General features: G+C 38.5%; 20 protein-coding genes and 3 tRNA genes. 14 read left to right on the plus strand and 9 right to left on the minus strand.

All coding sequences use genetic code 11. The features are described 5' to 3' along the window. Nucleotides 1-135 precede the first annotated feature (135 nt). The gene (locus DPV95_RS02805) at nucleotides 136-1,452 is read right to left on the minus strand and encodes an MFS transporter (protein WP_049367038.1); all 1,317 of its coding nucleotides are present in this window, start codon (nucleotides 1,450-1,452) and stop codon (nucleotides 136-138) included. Nucleotides 1,453-1,466: 14 nt separating this feature from the next. Further along, nucleotides 1,467-2,174, minus strand: coding sequence for a 7-cyano-7-deazaguanine/7-aminomethyl-7-deazaguanine transporter (locus tag DPV95_RS02810; protein ID WP_049367039.1), 708 nt, complete (start codon nucleotides 2,172-2,174; stop codon nucleotides 1,467-1,469). Between the two features lie 242 nt (nucleotides 2,175-2,416). Here DPV95_RS02810 and DPV95_RS02815 point away from each other — a divergent pair, with 242 nt between their 5' ends. Then, nucleotides 2,417-4,672, plus strand: coding sequence for a FepA family TonB-dependent siderophore receptor (locus tag DPV95_RS02815; RefSeq protein WP_049367040.1), 2,256 nt, complete (start codon nucleotides 2,417-2,419; stop codon nucleotides 4,670-4,672). Nucleotides 4,673-4,805: 133 nt separating this feature from the next. Here the strand turns inward: DPV95_RS02815 and rpmE are convergent, their stop codons facing one another. Continuing rightward, the gene (gene rpmE, locus DPV95_RS02820) at nucleotides 4,806-5,018 is read right to left on the minus strand and encodes a 50S ribosomal protein L31 (RefSeq protein ID WP_005696847.1); all 213 of its coding nucleotides are present in this window, start codon (nucleotides 5,016-5,018) and stop codon (nucleotides 4,806-4,808) included. A 193-nt stretch (nucleotides 5,019-5,211) separates the two neighbouring features. Between rpmE and mutY the strand changes: the two genes are divergently transcribed. From mutY to DPV95_RS02855, 7 genes are all read left to right on the plus strand, one after another. Beyond that, entirely contained in the window at nucleotides 5,212-6,330 is a 1,119-nt protein-coding gene (gene mutY / locus DPV95_RS02825; RefSeq protein WP_049367041.1) for an A/G-specific adenine glycosylase, read from the plus strand. Then, nucleotides 6,323-6,595, plus strand: a complete 273-nt coding sequence (locus tag DPV95_RS02830; RefSeq protein WP_005698602.1) for an oxidative damage protection protein — start codon at nucleotides 6,323-6,325, stop codon at nucleotides 6,593-6,595. Before mutY ends, DPV95_RS02830 begins: the two co-directional genes overlap by 8 nt. 9 nt (nucleotides 6,596-6,604) lie before the next feature. After that, complete coding sequence (gene mltC / locus DPV95_RS02835) at nucleotides 6,605-7,684, plus strand: membrane-bound lytic murein transglycosylase MltC (protein WP_111406617.1); 1,080 nt, start codon at nucleotides 6,605-6,607, stop codon at nucleotides 7,682-7,684. A 233-nt stretch (nucleotides 7,685-7,917) separates the two neighbouring features. Further along, nucleotides 7,918-7,993, plus strand: a tRNA-Phe gene (locus DPV95_RS02840). Nucleotides 7,994-7,995: 2 nt separating this feature from the next. Beyond that, a tRNA-Asn gene (locus tag DPV95_RS02845) sits at nucleotides 7,996-8,071 on the plus strand. A 285-nt stretch (nucleotides 8,072-8,356) separates the two neighbouring features. Then, nucleotides 8,357-9,595 carry an HAAAP family serine/threonine permease gene (locus DPV95_RS02850; protein WP_049367939.1) on the plus strand — a complete coding sequence of 413 codons (1,239 nt, stop codon included), beginning with the start codon at nucleotides 8,357-8,359 and terminating at the stop codon, nucleotides 9,593-9,595. Between the two features lie 35 nt (nucleotides 9,596-9,630). Beyond that, on the plus strand, nucleotides 9,631-11,001 hold the full coding sequence (locus DPV95_RS02855; RefSeq protein WP_049367938.1) for an L-serine ammonia-lyase: 1,371 nt from the start codon (nucleotides 9,631-9,633) through the stop codon (nucleotides 10,999-11,001). Nucleotides 11,002-11,046: 45 nt separating this feature from the next. Here the strand turns inward: DPV95_RS02855 and DPV95_RS02860 are convergent, their stop codons facing one another. Then, complete coding sequence (locus DPV95_RS02860; RefSeq protein WP_111406618.1) at nucleotides 11,047-12,138, minus strand: metallophosphoesterase; 1,092 nt, start codon at nucleotides 12,136-12,138, stop codon at nucleotides 11,047-11,049. A 135-nt stretch (nucleotides 12,139-12,273) separates the two neighbouring features. On the opposite strand from DPV95_RS02860, the gene DPV95_RS02865 reads away from it, so the two are divergent. The 6 genes from DPV95_RS02865 to DPV95_RS02890 all read left to right on the plus strand — a co-directional run bounded on the left by DPV95_RS02865 (nucleotide 12,274) and on the right by DPV95_RS02890 (nucleotide 17,335). After that, complete coding sequence (locus tag DPV95_RS02865; protein ID WP_005696839.1) at nucleotides 12,274-12,603, plus strand: YbaB/EbfC family nucleoid-associated protein; 330 nt, start codon at nucleotides 12,274-12,276, stop codon at nucleotides 12,601-12,603. A gap of 61 nt (nucleotides 12,604-12,664) precedes the next feature. Then, nucleotides 12,665-13,267, plus strand: coding sequence for a recombination mediator RecR (gene recR, locus DPV95_RS02870; RefSeq protein WP_005696838.1), 603 nt, complete (start codon nucleotides 12,665-12,667; stop codon nucleotides 13,265-13,267). Between the two features lie 4 nt (nucleotides 13,268-13,271). Beyond that, the gene (locus DPV95_RS02875) at nucleotides 13,272-15,215 is read left to right on the plus strand and encodes a DNA topoisomerase III (RefSeq protein WP_111406619.1); all 1,944 of its coding nucleotides are present in this window, start codon (nucleotides 13,272-13,274) and stop codon (nucleotides 15,213-15,215) included. A 116-nt stretch (nucleotides 15,216-15,331) separates the two neighbouring features. Next, nucleotides 15,332-15,679, plus strand: a complete 348-nt coding sequence (secG, locus tag DPV95_RS02880) for a preprotein translocase subunit SecG (protein ID WP_005696834.1) — start codon at nucleotides 15,332-15,334, stop codon at nucleotides 15,677-15,679. A 20-nt stretch (nucleotides 15,680-15,699) separates the two neighbouring features. After that, nucleotides 15,700-15,785: transfer RNA gene (locus tag DPV95_RS02885), tRNA-Leu, on the plus strand. A gap of 128 nt (nucleotides 15,786-15,913) precedes the next feature. Then, complete coding sequence (locus DPV95_RS02890; RefSeq protein WP_111406620.1) at nucleotides 15,914-17,335, plus strand: sucrose-specific PTS transporter subunit IIBC; 1,422 nt, start codon at nucleotides 15,914-15,916, stop codon at nucleotides 17,333-17,335. 89 nt (nucleotides 17,336-17,424) lie between these two features. Here the strand turns inward: DPV95_RS02890 and DPV95_RS02895 are convergent, their stop codons facing one another. The 5 genes from DPV95_RS02895 to DPV95_RS02915 form a co-directional block, all read right to left on the minus strand. Then, on the minus strand, nucleotides 17,425-17,892 hold the full coding sequence (locus tag DPV95_RS02895) for a hypothetical protein (protein WP_049367931.1): 468 nt from the start codon (nucleotides 17,890-17,892) through the stop codon (nucleotides 17,425-17,427). A gap of 163 nt (nucleotides 17,893-18,055) precedes the next feature. Continuing rightward, nucleotides 18,056-18,838, minus strand: a complete 783-nt coding sequence (locus DPV95_RS02900; RefSeq protein ID WP_049367930.1) for a hypothetical protein — start codon at nucleotides 18,836-18,838, stop codon at nucleotides 18,056-18,058. 163 nt (nucleotides 18,839-19,001) lie between these two features. Continuing rightward, nucleotides 19,002-19,676 (minus strand): hypothetical protein, encoded by a 675-nt coding sequence (locus DPV95_RS02905; RefSeq protein WP_239660987.1) that lies wholly within the window; start codon nucleotides 19,674-19,676, stop codon nucleotides 19,002-19,004. Between the two features lie 533 nt (nucleotides 19,677-20,209). Beyond that, entirely contained in the window at nucleotides 20,210-20,917 is a 708-nt protein-coding gene (locus DPV95_RS02910; RefSeq protein ID WP_049367929.1) for a hypothetical protein, read from the minus strand. Nucleotides 20,918-20,936: 19 nt separating this feature from the next. Beyond that, entirely contained in the window at nucleotides 20,937-21,545 is a 609-nt protein-coding gene (locus DPV95_RS02915) for a hypothetical protein (protein WP_049367927.1), read from the minus strand. Between the last annotated feature and the right edge of the window lie 60 nt (nucleotides 21,546-21,605).

Genomic DNA, 21,605 nt, shown 5'->3' on the forward strand with positions numbered 1-21,605 from the left:
ACAAAGGATTTTTAGAAGAAAATGTTACATAAAATAACTTGAGAATCTTTCTGATCTGAAGACTAGGGATGAGAACTTTATTAAGGCAATAAAAAAGGCGTGTTTATCACGCCTTTTGCTATATTTTTTTTAAGATTATGCTTTAATTTCTGAGCGGCTTTTTAAGAAAAAGAGTGCGACTGTTGAGATCAGCATAACGAAGCCAACGCCAACATATAAACTCTGTTTGTCCCAGCCCATATCTAATAATTGACCGGCAATCGTAGGGGCAAGAATTGCACCAATACGACCGATACCAATCGACCAACCCACACCAGTGCTACGAATATCGGCATCATAAGTAAGGGGATTTAAGGTATAAAGACCGCTGATGCAGCCATTCATGAGTGCACCAACTAAAATACCGAATACCATTGCAATCCATAAAACGGACGAGGATAAGATAAAGGTAATGATTGCTGCAGAAGATAAGACAGTGAATAAAATTAACACGCCTCGTGCTGTCCAACGGCTTGCCAGTAAGCCATAGATTAAGGCACCACAAGTGCCCCCTAATGAGATCATCATTCCAACGCTTACACTTTGCTCTGTCGTCATGCCGGCTTCTTTTAATAAGGCTGGTGTCCATGAGCTAATAAAATAGAAGCTGAACATGATCGCAAAGAAAGCCGTCCAAATTAACAGAGTGGAGTGTAAGTATTTTTCGCTGAATAATTGGCTAATAGGTAATTTAGTCTTAACTTTTTCCATTTTTTCTGGAAGTTTCCAATCACCGGCTAAACCAATTTTTTTTGCGATTAAATTTAACCGCACCTCTGCATTTTTAGGTTGTTTGGAGGTGAGGAAATCAATGGATTCCGGTAACCAAATAAATAAAACCACTAAAAGCAAACCGGTTAAGATAGCGCCCGCTAAAAACACGGAACGCCAGCCATATTCACCTTGCAACATTACCGCGAACATACCGCCTAATACTGCACCGATACCAAAACCAGCAGCATAGACACTGATCGCAAAGCTACGCCATTTACGAGAGGAATATTCACTGGTGATCACGTTTGTTCCCACTAAAATACCGCCGACACCAAGACCAGTGATAACGCGCCAAAAACCGAGCCACTGATATTGTGAAATAAATGCCGAGCCTAACATCCCGATAGCGGAGAGTGATACTGCCATTAATAACAATGGGCGGCGACCAATTTTATCCGCAAGTGGTGCAAGAAAAAGCGAGCCGGCAGTCATCCCAAATAAGCCGGCACTTAATAAATAACCTAACTCAATTCCCGTGAGGCCAAATTCGTCACGAATGGCTGTTGCGGTGAAGGCGAGGGCTAATACATCGAAGCCGTCAAGTAAATTCATGATGGCAGCCATGACCACAATCATCCATTGATAAGCCCCCATTGGGCTTTGTTCTATTTTGGCTCTAAGAGAAAGCGTTTCGGTCATTTTATTTCCTTAAGTTAAGCAAACTGGCGAGAGCTTGCGAGAGATTGAAGTTTACGTAAAATCATGCTGAGTACCACACCATAAGCAGGAACAAACAAGATAATACCGACAAATAATTTAAATAAGTAATCGACAAATCCAAGGCTAAACCAATGTTCTGCCATAAATGGATCACTACTTTTATAAAACGCGACACAAAAGAACATAAAGGTATCCGCAAGGGAACCAAATGTCATGGAGCTGCTCGGCGCAATCCACCACGTTTTTAATTGGCGTAAGCGGTTGAATACTAACACATCTAATAATTGTCCGAAAACATAAGCACAGAAGCTGGCGAATGCAATACGGAAAACAAACATATTGAATTCACTTAATGCACCCAAGCCTTGATATTGACCATTAGAAAAAACAACAGAAACAATGTAACTCACGATAAGTGCGGGGAGCATCACAATAAATATGATCCAGCGCGCTTCTTTTGCCCCAAATACACGAACCGTTAAATCAGTGGCTAAGAAAATGAATGGGAAAGTGAGTGTGCCCCATGTACTGTGGAAGGAAAAATCATCAGCAAAACCAAGTGCGGTCAATTTTAAATTGATTTCAAAGGGAATTTGAACGAAATAATTACTGGCTGTGATGATGAAGATATGAAATAAGCTTAATAAAATTAAAGCAAAACGTTTTTGTTGATCATTGAAGATCGGAGTATTAATTTTCATTTTAAGACCTTTTTAGTTGGTTAATCGGGGGTAGGGAACCCGACATGAGAAATAAATCCGCCAAATTGGCGAGCCGTGAATAATACTAGAATTTATTGGGATTGCAAGAAAGTGCGGTTAAAAAATTAGGTATTTTATTTAAATTCAATAAAAAATGATAAGAATTGTTATTTACACTAAAATTATATTGTACTAGAATTCTCGGGCATTATTTATTCCACATATGCCAGGAGAGCATTTCAATGTATAAATCCAATCATTTAAAAACAACATCATTCTTCGCATTAAGTGCGTTAACAATCGCCCTTTTTTCAAACTATTCTTATGCAGAAGAGAAACTTGAGGAAATTAAAGTTACTGCGGAAGATCAGGTAAAACAGTCACTTGGTTCTTCTCTTGTGACAGCAAAAGATTTAGAGAAACGCCCAGCGACAAATGATATTTCTGAAGTATTACGTACCATGCCAGGTGTGAATTTGACGGGTAACTCATCTACAGGACAACGCGGAAATAAACGTCAAATTGATATTCGTGGTATGGGACCAGAAAATACATTGATTTTAGTGGATGGTAAACCTGTCACCTCTCGTAATGCCGAACGTTATGGTGTGCGTGGTGAACGTAACTCTCGTGGCGACAGCAACTGGGTGCCGGTTGAAGCGATTGAAAAAATTGAAGTATTACGTGGTCCTTCAGCAGCACGCTATGGTTCAGGTGCAATGGGTGGGGTGGTGAATATCATCACTAAACCTGTTACCAATGATTTACACGGTAGCTTAAGCTACTACACTAACCAACCGGAAGATAGCGATGAAGGCGCAACGAATCGTGTCGGTTTTAATCTAAGCGGGGCATTAATTAAAGATGTATTGCAATTCCGTTTATATGGTAACTGGAACAAAACGCAAGCGGATGAAGTCGGTATTAATGGCGATCCTGCTATTGCCGGTCGTGAAGGTGTACGTAATAAAGATATTAATGGCCGTTTAGTGTGGAATATCAATGAGAAAAATAAATTAACCTTGGATTCTGGTTTTAGCCGTCAAGGTAATATTTATAACGGTGATACACAAAATAGCTCAGCAGGGCTTTACAATAATAAAAATTATCCTGAAACCAAAACCTTGGCAGGAAGCAAAGCTGAAACTGCTCGTTTGTATCGTCAAAACTATGCTTTAACCTATGAAGGTAAATTCGATCATTTCGACAATAAAACCTATATTACTTTTGATAAAACCAAAAACAGCCGTTTACCAGAATACTTAGCAGGTGGTCCAGAAGGCAGTTATTCGAGTACATCAGCTTTTAGTGATTCCATTCTTAAAAATACACGCTTTAGTTCAGAATTCTATATTCCATTTACCTTGGGCGTGGATCATATGCTGACGGTTGGTTTTGAAGGTGCACATAGCAGTTTAGATGATGACGCTTCTATGACACAGTTACTTGGTGGACGACGAGATAAAAAAACAGGGAAGGTGCTTTATGATTTGAAAGAACGCCTACCAAGCGGTATCTCAAATGTACGAGGAGGTCATAGTAGTCAAACTGAATGGGCTGTATTTATTGAAGATAATATTTCAGCAACCCAATCTACTATCCTAACGCCATCTTTACGTTATGATTACAACAGTTATTCTGGTTCTAATGTAAGCGGTGGATTAAACTTCTTACAAAGCCTCAACGATGATTGGAGAATTAAAGGTGGGATTGCAAGAGCTTATAAAGCACCGAACCTTTATCAAACTAACCCAAATTACTTGCTATTTACCTTAGGTCAAGGTTGTCCAACGAATGTACCAAATAATAAAACTTGTTATTTCCAAGGTAATAGCGACATTAAACCGGAAACTAGCTGGAATAAAGAAATCGGAATTGAATATGATAAAAATGGACTTCTTGCTTCTGTAGCTTACTTCCGTAATGATTATCGTAATAAAATCGTGTCTGATGGTGAATTTATCGGTTTAACTAACTTAGGTAACTATGTGTATAAATGGGGTAATGCAAACCGCGCAGTGATTGAAGGTTTTGAAGGTAATCTGACATTACCACTAATCCAAGATAAATTAAACTGGGTGAATAACTTCACTTATATGCATAAAACCAAAAATAAAGATACAGGTAACCCACTTTCTATCGTGCCGAAATATACCTTGAATTCAAGCTTAAGTTATCAAATTACCGATAGTTTGGATGCAATGTTAACTTATACGCAATACGGTAAACAAAAATCCCGTAAAAATCCGGAAAACCGTATGGAAAATGGTAACAATACACACGTTAATCAACTTGATGGCTCAGAAGATATTGGTGGCTATGCAGTTTGGGGATTAAGTGCGGGTTATAATTGGAAAGATACAATCAGCATTCGTGTTGGCGTAAGTAACTTATTTGATAAACGCATTTATCGTTCATCAAGCAGTACAAATTACAATGCTCATACTTATAACGAACCTGGTCGTGCTTATTACGCAACAGTGAAATATTCATTTTAATTGAGCATTTAGAACTGATAGAAAAAGTGCGGTCGATTTTGACCGCACTTTTTTATTGATTGAATATTGGAAAATAGTGAATTTCAGATAATAAAAAACCCTGCATTGACAGGGTTCTTCACACAGATTCAAATTATTTTGTACCTGGGATTTTGAAACGGCTGTTAAAGCGTTCAACACGACCACCAGTATCAACAACACGTTGTTTACCAGTGTAGAATGGGTGGCAGCTACCGCACACATCAAGGTTGATGTCTTTGCCTAAAGTTGAACGAGTTTTGATCACGTTACCGCAAGAACAAGTTGCAGTGATCTCTTTATATTCTGGATGAATACCTTGTTTCATAGAAAACCTCAAATTGAAGCCACGCCGCTATAAATGCTTTCCACTTACACCGCGTGAGTTAATAATCGCCGACAATCCGGCACCAAATAGACTGCGAATTATACTGAAAAAATCAAATTGATCAAGAGGTGTGCTTTAGTGATAGAATCATCTCAAAATTTTTGCTTATTTTTGACCGCACTTTAGGAAAGTTATGTTAGCCCAATCCTCTGTTGATGCCCCTTTTGCCCATTCTGTTTTACAATGGTATGAAAAGTTTGGGCGTAAAAATTTGCCTTGGCAGCAAAATAAAACTCTTTATGGTGTTTGGCTTTCCGAAGTGATGTTACAACAAACTCAAGTTTCTACCGTTATTCCTTATTTTGAGCGATTTATCAAAACGTTTCCTAATGTGACCGCTCTTGCTAATGCGTCACAAGATGAAGTATTGCATTTGTGGACGGGACTAGGTTATTACGCACGTGCGAGAAATTTACATCAAGCCGCTCAAACCATTAGAGATGAATATCAAGGCGAATTTCCTACACAATTTGAGCAAGTTTTGGCGTTAACGGGTGTAGGGCGATCTACAGCGGGGGCAATTTTATCTTCTGTGCAAAATCAACCTTATCCGATTTTAGACGGTAATGTGAAACGTGTGCTTTCTCGTTATTTTGCTGTTGAAGGTTGGCCTGGCGAGAAGAAAGTCGAAAATCAATTATGGCAGTTGAGCGAACAGGTTACACCAACAACGAGAGTCGCAGAATTTAATCAAGCAATGATGGATATTGGTTCGGCGATTTGTACCCGAACAAAACCTAAATGCGATCTTTGTCCTCTAAGTAACGATTGTTTAGCCAATAAACTCGAAAAGTGGACAGAATTTCCTGGAAAGAAACCAAAAAAATCGTTGCCAGAAAAGCAGAGTTATTTTTTGATTTTATCTCATCAAGGAAAAGTCTGGTTGGAACATCGTGAAAGCAAAGGCTTATGGGGCGGGTTGTATTGTTTTCCTCAGTTTGATGATAAACAAACATTGCTGAGTTATCTGAAAGAACTAGGGATTGCCGAGTATCAAGAATGGGTAACTTTCCGTCATACGTTTAGTCATTTTCACTTAGACATTCATCCTATTTATGTTGAAGTTGATCGAAAACCGGAAGAGGGCGATCGTTCAGATTGGAAAAAATTGTCAGAAAAAGGAAAAGAATCTCGATCTGGTCTATTAAGTGCGGTCAAATATTGGTATGATCCAACGTCACCTGAACAGATCGGGTTAGCTCAGCCTGTGAAAAATTTATTAACGCAATTTGTAAGGAATTATTATGGCTAGAACCGTTTTTTGCGAATATTTGAAAAAAGATGCAGAAGGGTTGGATTTTCAACTGTATCCCGGTGAATTAGGTAAACGTATTTTTAATTCAATTAGTAAACAAGCATGGGGTGAATGGATCAAAAAGCAAACCATGTTGGTGAACGAGAAAAAACTCAATATGATGAATGCCGAACATCGTAAATTATTAGAAGAAGAAATGGTGAATTTCTTATTTGAAGGCAAAGATGTGCATATTGAAGGTTACGTTCCCCCAGCTAAATAACAAAAGATTATGAAAAAGTATTTATTATTGGCGCTACTTCCGCTTTTATATGCTTGTAGTGACTCGCCAACCCATCGACGTGGCATTAATTATGACGAAGTGTTTTCAAAAGACACGCAAGGTTTAGATATTTTAACTGGTCAATTCTCCCATAATATCGATCGTATTTGGGGGGTGAATGAGCTTCTAGTCGCGAGCCGTAAAGACTACGTGAAATACACGGATTCTTTTTATACTCGTAGCCACGTAAGCTTTGATGAAGGTACGATTATTGTTGAAACACAACAAGATCTTAACCGTTTACACAATGCGATTGTCCATACTTTATTGATGGGTTCCGATGCGAAAGGGATCGACTTATTTGCTTCTGGTGATGTACCGATTAGTACGCGTCCTTTCTTATTAGGTCAGGTTGTGGATAACAATGGTCAGCAAATTGCTAACCAAGTGATTGCAAGTAACTTTGCGACTTATTTAATCCAAAATAAATTACAAACTCGCCGCTTACAAAATGGTAACACCGTACAATTTGTGGTGATCTCCATGATTGCAAACCACGTTGAAGTGCGTGCACAAAAATATATTCCATTAGTCCGTAAAGCGGCAGAACGCTATGGCATTGATGAAAGCTTGATTTTAGGTATTATACAAACAGAGTCCAGCTTCAACCCATATGCGATCAGTTATGCGAATGCAATCGGCTTAATGCAAGTGGTACCAAGCACAGCGGGTCGCGATGTGTTTGCGATGAAAGGTAAAGGTGGACAACCATCTGCACGTTACCTTTATGATCCAGCAAATAACATTGATGCAGGTGTTTCTTATTTATGGATTCTACAAAATCAATATTTAGATGGTATTACGAACCCTACCTCTAAACGTTTTGCAATGATCTCTGCTTACAATAGTGGTGCAGGTGCAGTATTACGCGTATTCGATGAGGATAAAGATGAGGCGATCTATAAGATTAATCAGATGTATCCTGAACAAGTATATCGTATCTTAACGACCGCACATCCATCCTCACAAGCAAGAAACTACTTGTTGAAAGTGGATGCAGCACAGAAGAAATTCCGTGTAAGACGATAATTTCAGTAATGAAATATAATGCCCGAAAGACTTTTCTCTCGGGCATTATTTTTTCTATAAAGTGCGGTTATTTTTAGTTGAGTTTTTCAAAATACGTTCTTTTTATAGACGTTTTGGTTATTAACCATTCAAATACACTAAATTTTTCACTTTTTTTGAATTTAATTGTTGACCGATACCCGAAAAAATAGTTTAATACGCTCCGTTGTCAGGCAGTAGCCAATAACGATAACGCCTCGATAGCTCAGTCGGTAGAGCAGGGGATTGAAAATCCCCGTGTCGGTGGTTCGATTCCGCCTCGAGGCACCATTTCCTCCTTAGTTCAGTCGGTAGAACGGTGGACTGTTAATCCATATGTCGCAGGTTCGAGTCCCGCAGGAGGAGCCAAATTCTAAGAAGCCGCTAAAGAAATTTAGCGGTTTTTTGCTTTTTAGAATTCAGTCATTATTCTGTTATTTTCCTCTCTTTAAAATTTCCTCTAATTTTTCACCGCACTTTTTTGATCTAGATAAATATTTATGTAAAAAAGTCACATAAAATTGTTAACAAGATCACACTTTATTATTTTGCACTTTGCAATCAATCTCTAACGTCACCATAATGCCACTATTAATTTAATGAATGAATATTCATTAGGTAAAGATTTTATAATTTAACTTTAGAGGGTAATATATGAACACTACAATTAATAAAAAATGGAATAAATTTGATACGGCTTGGGTGTTAAATTTATTCGGTACTGCGGTGGGCGCAGGGGTATTATTTTTACCAATTAATGCAGGGATGGGCGGTTTCTGGCCTTTGGTTGTGATGGCGATTTTGGTCGGACCAATGACATATTTTGCGCATCGTGGTTTGGCTTATTTCGTTTTATCTTCTTCTAAACCCGGCAGTGATATTACCGAAGTAGTAGAAGAACATTTCGGCCCGACTGCAGGGAAATTAATTACCTTATTATATTTCTTTGCGATCTTCCCAATTTTATTGATTTATGGAAATGGGATCACCAATACGGTTGATTCTTTTATCGTTAACCAATTAGGCATGCCTTCACCAAACCGTGTTATTCTTTCTTTTGTATTGATTGCGATCTTGATTTCAGTCATGTTGTTCAGTGAAAAAGTGATGTTGAAAATCACCGAGTTACTGGTTTATCCATTGGTGTTGATTCTCTTTGCGCTATCGATTTATCTTATTCCGCAATGGAATGCTTCAATGCTTTATGAACTTCCGACGGCTGGTGGCTTTATCACGACATTGTGGTTAACTATCCCAGTCTTGGTTTTCTCTTTTAACCATTCTCCGGCAATTTCTTCTTTCACGCTTTCTCAACAACGTGAATATAAAGATTTTAATACAACGGAATATCATATCGGTCGTACAGAAAAAGGGACTTCAACTGTATTACTTTTCTTCGTGATGTTCTTTGTGTTTAGCTGTGTATTAACCTTAACACCAGCAGAGTTATTAGAAGCAAAAGCGCAAAATATTAGTATCTTGTCTTATCTTGCGAACAAATTTGATAACCCATACATTTCTTATTTCGCACCATTAGTCGCTTTCTTCGCGATTACAAGTTCATTCTTTGGTCATTATTTAGGGGCGCGTGAAGGTTTAGAAGGTTTATACCTCAAAATGAAAGGTGAAAGTGTGAATCGTAAAAAATTAAATTACGGTACTGCAGTTTTCTTCTTACTGACTTTATGGGGCGTAGCGATTATTAACCCAAGTATTTTAGGTTTGATTGAATCCCTTGGCGGCCCAATCATTGCGATGATCCTTTTCATTATGCCTATGTATGCGATCCGCAATGTTCCAGCAATGAAACGCTATCAAGGTCGCTTTAGCAATGTATTTGTTACAGTTATGGGATTAATTGCTATCTCCGCGGTCGTATATGGATTATTATAAGCGGCTTTTTAGTTTAGCTTAGGATTTAAAATAATATGATTAGTGTATTTGATATGTTTAAAGTGGGGGTTGGGCCATCCAGCTCCCATACTGTCGGTCCGATGAAAGCAGGCAAACAGTTTATTGACGATTTAATCGAGCAAGGTAAATTTAATGATGCAGCAACCTTGCACGTTGATGTGTATGGCTCTCTCTCAATGACGGGGCTTGGCCATAATACAGATATTGCGATCATTATGGGACTAGCCGGTTATTTACCGCATGATGTGGACATTGATTTAATCCCAACCTTTATTGAACAGGTTAAACAAACCAAAAAACTGTCGATTGCACAGGGTAAGAAAACGGTTAATTTCGATTGGGATGCCAATATGGTATTCCATAATTCCTTTTTATCATTGCATGAAAACGGTATGACCATTACCGCATTAGATGCTGATCATAACGTGCTTTACCGCCAAACCTATTACTCTATCGGTGGTGGTTTTATCGTGGATGAGGCACATTTTGGTCAAGAGGAAAAAAATCCGGCGACTGTGCCTTATCCTTATCAACATGCTGAAGATATTTTGAAACATTGTCAGGAGAGTGGCTTAATGCTCTCTACGGTGATGATGAAAAATGAATTAGCATTGCGTGATAAAAAAGAGGTTGAAGCACATTTACAGAATGTTTGGAAAACCATGAAGGATTGTATTGAACATGGTATTAAAACAGAAGGTGTGTTACCAGGTCCTTTAAAAGTTGCTCGTCGTGCGCCATCACTTTATCGTCTCTTGGAGGCGAATAGTGGCCGTTTAGCCCATGATCCCATGTATGTGATCGATTGGGTGAATATGTTTGCCCTTGCAGTAAATGAAGAGAATGCGGCAGGTGGTCGCGTCGTAACAGCACCAACAAATGGTGCATGTGGTATTGTGCCGGCTGTGCTTTCTTATTATGAAAAATTTGTCGCACCTTTAACGCCAGAAGTTATTGAACGCTACTTATTGGCTGCAGGTATGATTGGTTCTCTTTATAAGATGAATGCGTCTATTTCAGGGGCAGAGGTTGGTTGCCAAGGTGAAGTGGGCGTGGCATGTTCAATGGCTGCAGCAGGTTTAACTGAAATCTTAGGTGGTACACCAGTACAAGTATGTATTGCAGCAGAAATTGCGATGGAACATAATCTCGGCTTAACTTGCGACCCGGTTGGAGGTCAAGTACAAGTACCTTGTATTGAACGTAATGCCATTGCTTCAGTGAAAGCGATTAACGCAAGCCGTATGGCATTACGCCGAACCACGAATCCTCGCGTAACCTTGGATAAAGTGATCGAAACCATGTATGAAACAGGTAAAGATATGAATGCTAAATATCGCGAAACATCGAAAGGTGGCTTAGCGGTGAAGGTAGTGTGTTCTTAAGAGCTAATTGATAATAAAAGAGCGGTCATTTTTGACCGCTCTTTTTTATTTTCCTTTCACATCGATAATGATTACTTCCGATTGAGATCCTAAACGCATTGGAATGCCCCAGAAGCCGTAACCTGAAGTGACAAAAAAATGTGGGTTGCCAATTTTTTCATGGCCATAATCCAAACGATACATCATTTTTGTGATTAAACTGGCGGGGAATACTTGCCCTTTATGTGCATGCCCTGAAACTTGAATATCAAGCGGGAGTGAAGCATGTTTTTCGATATCTGTTGGACGGTGATCCAATAGAATAATCGGTAAGTCAGTATTCACTTGTTTTAATAACGTCTCGGTAGTTGGTCTATCGTGAGCAAGATTGTCATTTCGTCCAATCAGTACCAATTCATTATTTAATGTTAATGTTTCATCTCTTAACACGGTGATACCCGCTTTGCGAATTTCTCGATCAATTCTATCTTGGTCACCGAATAAGTCATGATTGCCTAGTGTGGCATAAACGCCCATTGGGGCCTTGAGTTTCGCTAAATGGGGTTGCATTTTTTCGGCTAAATAAGCATTGACGTTATCATCCATAATATCGCCAGGCAATAAAATGATATCCACCTTTTCTTGCTGCATAATATCAGCCAGTTTATCCAATTCTTTCCCACCAAATAATTTGCCTAAATGGAGATCGCTGGCCATGCCAATTCGCAATGGTTTAATCGGTTTATCTAGCGTAATTTCATAATGAATAACACGGGTTACATAGGCGTTATACACACTTAAGGTAATGGTACTAATAAATAAAACGGGATAAGCAATACGCAAAGTGCGGTCGATTTTGGTGATGGATTTAGCTTTTCGGAAAAGAAAGTGAATACCTCCCACGGCGATACTCGCAAAAGCTGAAAAAAGGAGCAGTGCGAGCACTAAAGCAATAAGTCGAAATGCCGTAAAAAGCTTTAAAAAATGGCAAATAACTAAGACATTAGGAAGCAAAAAACTGGTAAAAGTGATAGTTCGTCTTGCCTTTTGGGAGAGTGGTTTGTTAAGCCACCAAATAAGCGTTTTATTAAAAATATAAATCAGCAGTTGTAACAAAATAATAGCTGCCGTAAATATAAAGTAATAACGAGTTTCCATCTGCAATTCCTAAATAAAAGTGCGGTTGTTTTTGACCCAATTTTGAAGTGTGGAATAATAAATTTCTCTGTTCCCAAAGGCAAATTTTTTCGCTAAAATGCGGCTCGTTTTAGTTAATTTAAGAAGGAAAATCCCATGTTCGGAAAAGGCGGTTTAGGCGGCTTGATGAAACAAGCCCAACAAATGCAAGAAAAAATGCAAAAAATGCAGGAAGAAATTGCCCAATTAGAAGTAACAGGCGAAAGTGGTGCAGGTTTAGTAAAAATCACGATTAATGGTGCGCACAACTGCCGTCGTATTGAGATCGATCCTTCTTTAATGGAAGACGATAAAGAAATGTTGGAAGATTTAATCGCTGCCGCATTCAACGATGCAGTCCGTCGTGCAGAAGAATTACAAAAAGAAAAAATGGCTTCTGTAACCGCAGGCATGCCATTACCGCCAGGAATGAAACTTCCATTTTAATTCATCGGGTGTGTGAATCTATAGGTTCACACACCATCCATTTTCTCCCATCATAAATACTATGCAAAGCAGTCCACTTTTAGAACATCTTATTGAAAACCTTCGTTGCTTGCCGGGTGTTGGCCCGAAATCAGCGCAGCGCATGGCTTATCATCTTTTACAGCGCAATCGTAGCGGTGGGATGAACTTAGCACGCGCGTTAACGGAAGCAATGTCTAAAATTGGGCATTGTTCACAATGTCGTGATTTTACCGAAGAGGAAACGTGCAATATTTGTAACAATCCTCGTCGTCAAAATTCAGGCTTACTTTGCGTGGTGGAAATGCCGGCGGATATTCAAGCGATTGAGCAAACTGGCCAATTTTCTGGGCGCTATTTTGTCTTAATGGGGCATTTATCGCCTTTAGATGGTATTGGTCCGAAAGAAATTGGTTTAGATTTATTGCAAAAACGTCTGGTAGAAGAATCTTTCCATGAAGTAATTTTAGCGACCAATCCAACGGTAGAAGGCGATGCGACAGCCAATTATATTGCTGAAATTTGTCATCAACATAATATTAAAGTAAGCCGTATTGCCCATGGGATCCCTGTCGGTGGGGAATTAGAAACCGTGGACGGCACTACCTTAACCCACTCTTTCTTAGGTCGTCGTCAGATCGACTAATCTTATGCGCCTGTTTATTGCCGAGAAACCCAGTCTTGGGCGAGCGATTGCCGATGTATTGCCAAAACCTCATCAACGGGGTGATGGTTTTATTAAATGCGGCAATGATGATGTGGTGACTTGGTGCGTGGGGCATTTGCTCGAACAAGCAGAACCGGATGCCTACGATCCTAAATTCAAACAATGGCGTTTAGAACATTTACCCATCATTCCTGAAAAATGGATTCTGTTGCCGCGAAAAGAAGTCAAAAAACAACTTTCCGTGGTGGAAAAACTTATTCATCAAGCCGATGTTTTAGTTAACGCGGGTGACCCGGATAGAGAAGGGCAGTTGCTAGTGGATGAAGTGTTTAGTTATGCCAATTTATCCGCCGAAAAACGTGATGGTATTTTGCGTTGTTTGATTAGCGATCTTAACCCAAGTGCGGTCGAAAAAGCGGTACAAAAACTCCAACCTAATCGTCATTTTATTCCATTGGCTACCTCTGCATTGGCACGGGCTCGAGCCGATTGGCTTTATGGTATCAATATGACTCGCGCTTATACCATTCGCGGTCGACAAGCGGGTTACGACGGCGTACTTTCTGTTGGGCGAGTGCAAACGCCCGTATTAGGCTTGATTGTTCGCCGTGATTTGGAAATTGAAAATTTCCAACCAAAAGATTTCTATGAAGTGTTGGCGTGGGTAAAAGAAGAAAAAACGTCTGAAAATCCGACCGCACTTTTTTCTGCACTTTGGCAACCGAGTAAGGCTTGTGAAGATTACCAAGATGAAGATGGTCGCGTGCTGTCTTTAGGCTTAGCCGAAAATGTGGTGAAACGCATTACCGATCAACCTGCTGAAGTGACAGAATATGTGGACAAGCGCGAAAAAGAAACGGCGCCTTTGCCTTATTCGTTGTCAGCATTGCAGATTGATGCGGCAAAACGGTTTGGCATGTCAGCGCAAAGCGTGTTGGATACCTGTCAGCGGTTATATGAAACCCATCGTTTGATTACTTATCCGCGTTCAGATTGTCGTTATTTACCAGAAGAGCATTTTGCTGAACGACATAAAGTGATGAATGCCATTTCACAGCATTGTCAGACTTATCAAACCTTGCCATCGGTGGTGGATAGCGAGCAGCGTAATCGTTGTTGGAATGACAAAAAAGTAGAAGCGCACCATGCAATCATTCCAACGGCTAACACACGTTCGATCAATTTAAGTATTGATGAACAGCGTATTTATGAATTGATTGCACGCCAGTATTTATTGCAGTTTTGCCCAGATGCGGAATATCGTAAAAGCAAAATTACCTTAAATATTGCAGGCGGTACTTTTGTGGCGCAAGCGCGCAACTTGCAAACGGCTGGTTGGAAAGAATTGCTTGGTAAAGAAGACGAAGATGAAAATCAAGAGCCGCTATTGCCGATCGTGAAGAAAGGACAGATCCTTTACTGCGAACGAGGTGAAGTGGTGAGTAAAAAAACACAACCGCCGAAACCATTTACCGATGCGACATTGCTTTCCGCCATGACAGGGATTGCGCGCTTTGTGCAAGATAAAGAATTGAAAAAAATTCTGCGTGAAACAGATGGACTTGGCACAGAAGCTACGCGTGCGGGCATCATTGAATTGCTGTTTAAACGCGGTTTTTTAACGAAAAAAGGGCGTAATATTCACAGCACAGAAACTGGGCGGATCCTCATTTCAGCGCTACCGGATATTGCCACACAACCTGATATGACGGCACATTGGGAAGCGCAGTTAACGGATATCAGTCAAAAACAGGCGAGTTATCAGCAATTTATGTTTACGCTTAATCAAATGTTGCCGGATTTAGTACGTTTTGTTGATTTCACCGCATTACGTCGTCTAAGTCAGATTTCAAAAGGTTTAAGCTCACCAGCAACGAAACGAAAAAGAGCGGTCAAAAAATCGGAAGATTTAAACGCTGAAAATTGATTAAACTTAATACAATTAAGTAAAAAAAATGGGAAAGCGCTTGCGAAAAGCATGAATTTTATATAACATTTGCTCCCAGTTTTCTTGCGAAATCGCAATTTAGAGAAGAAAGAATAATGTACAATATTTTATTATTTATTTATGTATTAGTTTGTATCGCCTTAATCGGCTTTATCCTTGTTCAACAAGGTAAAGGTGCGAATGCAGGTGCGTCATTTGGCGGCGGTGCATCAGGTACTATGTTTGGTTCTGCAGGTGCAGGTAACTTCTTAACCCGTACCAGCGCAATCTTAGCAACTGGCTTTTTTGTGATTGCTTTAGTGTTGGGTAATATCAACTCTCACCGTGGTAACGTGCAAAAAGGTTCATTTGACGATTTGTCTCAAACTGCTGAACAAGTTCAACAACAGCAACAACAAGCTGCTCCAGCAGTTGAAAACAAAAATAATGATATTCCGCAATAAGGAATAAAAACAGAATAAACGCTCTGGTGGTGGAATTGGTAGACACGCTATCTTGAGGGGGTAGTGGCCGCAGGCCGTGCGAGTTCAAGTCTCGCCCAGAGCACCAACTATAAACCGACTTAATCAAGTCGGTTTTTTTTCGCCTAAAATTTGCTTGAATAACTAGTTATTATCCCCTGTTTTGGTTACAATCGGTCAATTTCTTTTTCTTTAGAGATCCATTAGGAGAGCACAATGAACTTCCCTCAAATCGCCCAACAAGTGATTGATAAACTTGGCGGCAAAGAAAACATCGCAACAGCAGCACATTGCGCAACGCGTTTACGTATTGTGTTAAACGATGAAAGCAAAGTAGACAAAGAAGGTATTGATAATATTGAAGGCGTGAAAGGGCAGTTTGCTGTCGCCGGTCAATATCAAATTATCTTCGGTTCAGGTACGGTGAATAAAGTCCATGCTGAACTCATCAAATTGCTTGGTATCGGCGATGTGAGCAAAGCCGAAGTGGCAGAAGCAGCATCTGGAAATCAAAACTTATTACAACGTTTGGTAAAAGGCTTAGCGGATATTTTCGTGCCAATCATTCCGGCAATTGTTGCAGGCGGTTTGTTAATGGGTATTCACTCCATGCTGACAGCGAAAGGTTTCTTCGTTGATGAGTTGAGTGTGATTGATATGCATCCAGGTCTTGCGGATTTGGTGGATTTTATTAACACTATTGCGAATGCTCCATTTGTGTTCTTACCGGTATTACTTGGTTTCTCTGCGACTCGTAAATTTGGCGGTAACCCATTCTTAGGAGCGGCTCTTGGGATGTTATTAGTTCACCCTGCATTAGCAGATGGTTGGAACTATGCGTTAACCCTTGCTCAAGGCAAAATCCAATACTGGAATGTATTCGGTCTTGAAATTGAAAAAGTCGGCTATCAAGGCACTGTCATCCCAACATTAGTTTCTGCTTGGGTATTAGCAACCTTAGAAAAAACCTTCCGTAAGTTTGTGCCTTCTTATTTAGATAACCTCATTACCCCCTTATTCTCGCTCTTTATTGCGGGTTTCTTAGCATTTACTGTAATTGGTCCAATCGGTCGTGAAGCGGGTTCATTAATTGCATCAGGTTTAACTTGGTTATATGACACCTTAGGTTTCGTGGGCGGCGCGATCTTCGGGGCATTCTATGCACCAATTGTTATCACGGGTATGCACCAAACCTTCATTGCGGTTGAAACACAATTATTGGCTGAAATGGCAAATACAGGCGGTACCTTTATTTTCCCTATCGCGGCAATGTCAAATATCGCACAAGGTGCGGCCTGTTTAGGTGTGGCAGTGGTATTAAAAGATCCAAAAGTACGCGGTTTAGCGGTACCATCAGGTATCTCTGCATTATTAGGGATTACTGAACCGGCGATGTTCGGGGTGAACTTACGCTATCGTCAAGCTTTCTTTGCGGCGATGATTGGTTCAGGCCTTGCAAGTGCCTTTATCGCATTCTTTAATGTAAAAGCCATTGCATTAGGTGCAGCAGGTTTCTTAGGTATTCCATCGATCAAACCGGATAGCCTTGCGATGTACAGCATTGGTATGGTGATTTCATTTGTAGTAGCATTCACGCTTTCTGTGATTTTCGTGAAACGTGCAAAAGCAAAAGCCTAATCAAAATAAAAAAGAAAAAGCACGAGTTAAAGCTCGTGCTTTTTTGTTTGGAAAAATGCCTCTAAAAACGACCGTACTTTAAGCGATAATTAGCCTTCTCGACAGTTTAACCAAGTGCTTTTCATGCCTTGATTATTCTTGTAATACACGGAATCATTTTCACGTGCGATTAAATCAACATAACTGCCATCAATCGGCTCATAAGAACGATAAATCACTTCAAAGCGATTTCCTCGTGCGTTTAAGGTACGATTTTCCACATGATCAAATGGCACCGCTTTTCCACCGTCTAATTGGAAATAAATACCAAAGTTATCTTTCATGCGGCTTTCTCTTGAAAGCGGGAAGTAAGTGGTTAAATACGAACTTGAACCCGTTTCTGAATTACGGCAAGAATAGTAATAACGTTTGTAGTCTTTCGGATTGTTTAATTCCGTTTGGCTAATATTATTTTTAAGGAATCGCGTTTTAACGGTTTTCTTTGGTTGTTGTGTTGTGGTACAAGCAAACAAACCTACGAATGCCACCGTGAGTAATGCTATTTTAAATTTATTCATCGATAAAGTTCCGAGAGTAGAGTGAATGAGAAAGAAACTATAATAGCGGAAATTGAGTAATCGAGAAAGGATAAAGTGCGGTGAGTTTTTAAGGCATTTTGATTGAAATTAGGCGCACAGATCTTGGTGTGCGCCATTAAAAGAAACTAAAATATGGTATTAACTACTTGCCCATAACAGGACCTGCCCATATCATTATAGGTAACCAGATTGGTGCAGTAATGATGCTTACGGCTTTTTCTACTCCATCTTGGGTTGATTTTTTCATTTCATCCTGTTTCTCTGTTCGAATTTCGTCGTCTGTTTTTAGACGAAAATTATCAAGATACGCAGGTATTGGTATAGAGAGTGAGGATTTTTTCAAAATTTCATCACGGTTATTCAATTTCACTATACGCCCATTGATTATTGGCGTATCTCCCTTTTCCATATAGAGGGTAATTGTGGTTCTAGGTTTATTCCCTTTGCATTCTGAAGGTTCTTTATGGAAAAAATCGTTTGCCACACAATCACCAGCCTCATAGAATACCTGCCAACGTTGCTCTAATCCCTCTAGGCTCTGACGAAGCGTATTAAGGTATTTAATCGGTACGGTCATTCTATAATATGCTTTAACATTGTTATTACTACGGTCAGCAGCAAAGGCAAGCGTTAAAGAAAATTTATCATCACTTCTATTGGATTTTAACAGCTTTGTCATGTATTCAGGTTGGAACAATGGTTGTAGGTAATGCGCATCAACGCCTGAAAACTCATAATCTTCTTTATCACTAAGCAAATAAGTTTTATTGTCTGGTGTTTTAACAGCACCTCGAATCAATATTTCTTCACTTTCTAAGCGAGTCATATATTTGTAAAAGGGCGTCGTGCTGTCGTAAGCAGGTGGCGTATTGTTACTAGAGCAAGCCGCTAATAATAAGCAAAGCAAATAGATGATTTTTTTCATAATATTCCTTATAAGTGGTTGGATTTTGGAATTAGTTTAGTGAATAGCAAATTATTTTGCTATTTATTTTTATAGGAATTGCTAAATGTCGAGAAGGTATGAGATGAAAGAAAAAATAGCACCAACACTTGGGGTGGTGCTATTGATAATAGTGTTCTTTGAATTAGCCAATTCTGTTTTTGAAACCAAAGTAGATAACAGGCAGCCATATTGGTGCGGTAATAATCATTAGCGTATCTTTAACCCCGTCTTTAGCAGCCTCTTTTGTATCCTCCCATTTTTCTGAACGTTTTTCTTTATCTGTTTTTAAACGGTAATTATATACATACGATCTTATTGCAATAGGAAGAGATGGTTTTTTCAGAATATCATCTCGCTTACTTAGTTTTACGATTTTCCCATTGAGTCTATCTTCTTTGGCATCTATTTCGAATACAAGTTGAGTTGGGCGTTCTTTTCCTTTGCAGTCAGCAGGTGCTGGATAGAAGAAATCATTTGTATTGCATCTTCCATCGTTGTAATAGTTAGTCCAGCGTGGTTTTAGCCCCTGAAGACTTTGGCGTAACGTTTTCACATGCTTAACCGGCATATCTAAACGATATGTTAACTGGACATTATTATGGCTGCGATTAGCATAAATACTGATACTAAGGTCGTAATTTTTGTCTTCCTTTTTTAACATCGGCGTGATGTATTCAGATTGTAACAAAGGTCGAAGATATTCTATTTCAGCCCCTGAAAACTCGTAATCTTCCGTATCACCAAGTAAATAAATTTTGTTATCTGGGGTTTTGATAATATCTCGAATATACACGATATCATCACTGATATGGTGCATTCCTGAAGATTCTGAAATGTATGTTATTTCTTCAGGAGAAGAGGGAGTCTTGTTACTAGAGCAAGCTACTAATGCTAAGCAAAGAGATAAATTTTTTCATAAGTTCCTTACAAGTGACTAAATTTCAAAGATTTTACTTAATTAAAAATTATTTTGCTATTTATTTTTAGAATATGCTTTTCACAATGTGAGCGTTAGAGATTAAAAAACTAGGGAGAAAATTATTCATTAAACTTATATGTCGGCGCGTATTTCGCAACGCGTGCCCTAGAAATTAAAGTGCGGTGAGCTTTTGAGGTGTTTTTTAGTGAAATTAAGCACACGCTGGGAAGCGTGCGCAACAGAATGGTACAAATAAAACAAGATGGCGCCAGCGTCCACACTCGTGATATTTAATAAAATATTGCTGATTTTACCCATAAACCAATATTCAAAAATCTTTGGATTTTTTGAGCGAACTTTTAGCTGATAGGCACAAGCGTGGACGCTTGTGCCTATCAAGGGCCGCTAGATATGTGCATCGTCGTTTTAGATTATTTTATTAATGGTATTTTATTAATAAGGTTAAGCAATATAGTTTTATCAAAAATAATAAAATAGAAAATAAGAATTGCTAATAAAAAAATGATGATTATACCTGTTAAATTTATGACTTTTTCTAATGTTAATGAATATTTAAAGAATAAAATTGTGAAAAGTATATTTATGCCAATTAATAGTGTAACTAATGTTGCTCCAATAAGGAAATAAATAGATATTATTTTCCACTCTCTTTGCATATTCCAATATTCTGAAAGGTTTTTATTATATGCGTGATTAGCTAATGCCTTAAACTCATTCATTGTGAATAATTCTTTTGCGCATATAAATGATAGCGCTCCTATAATTAATATAAATGATGCTTTAAAAATATTGTTTTTTGATAATGCTTCTTTTTTATAAATATTATATAAGGCTATAGGTATTAATGCTAGGCTTGCATGAATGTACTTAATTATATTTGATATATAATATGCATGCTTAAATAGAATATAATTCATAAATATTATGAATCCAGTTATAAAAATTCCAAATAGAATAAGCTCATTTCCATCTGATGATGAATTTTGATTGGTTTGATGATAGTGATTATGTACAATGTTATTACTATTATTCTGATTTCCGTAGCCAATTTGCTTAATATTATTTCCATCACCAGAAATATTAGTTTTGCCAATTTGGGCTTTAATGTTATTTCCCATAAATTTCTCCTAATGTTTATTAATATAAATTAACATAAACGATAGTTTTGTTTTCTGGTTTGTAATGTATATCTCCTAACCACATAGCATCTCTTTGAGCAGTCTTTATATCAACTATTTTTGCTATTGGAGAATCTAAGATAATAACTTCATACTCTCCATATTCATCTGGAATAGGTAAACATCTAATATTCTCGTTTTTGATTTGTATATACCAGTAAATATCATCATCACTATCGTGGACATTTGCAATATAGGGGTCTAATGTTGCAGAGAAGATTTCCTTTAATTGGAATTCCTGTCCTATAGCTAAAGAAACTTTATTCGGTAAGTTACCTGAGTGAAACAGGATTTCATTTTTAGGTAAATACAATTCTACATTGGCTAATTCCTTAGCTACTTCTGATAAAGGAAAGGAATTTGGATCATCAATGTAGCTTAAAGTTTTTGGGAAACAATCAAGTGTGGGATAATCCTCTAACCAGAGTTTTCTATTACTAGAATTAAACAAGGGTTTATCTAAGTCAGCAATATTCTTTCTAAAAATAAAATATTCAAAATATTCCTTTATAGTTTGAAAGTTACTTAGAGGAAATAGATGCTGGTATATATTAGGAAGTTTTTTCATATTAGCTGTCCACTTAATAAAAGGTGGGATAAATCCCACCCTACAAGTACGGTCAATTTC

Origin of the sequence: Haemophilus parainfluenzae (assembly GCF_003252755.1) — a bacterium.
Classification (GTDB): Bacteria; Pseudomonadota; Gammaproteobacteria; order Enterobacterales; family Pasteurellaceae; genus Haemophilus_D; species Haemophilus_D parainfluenzae_N.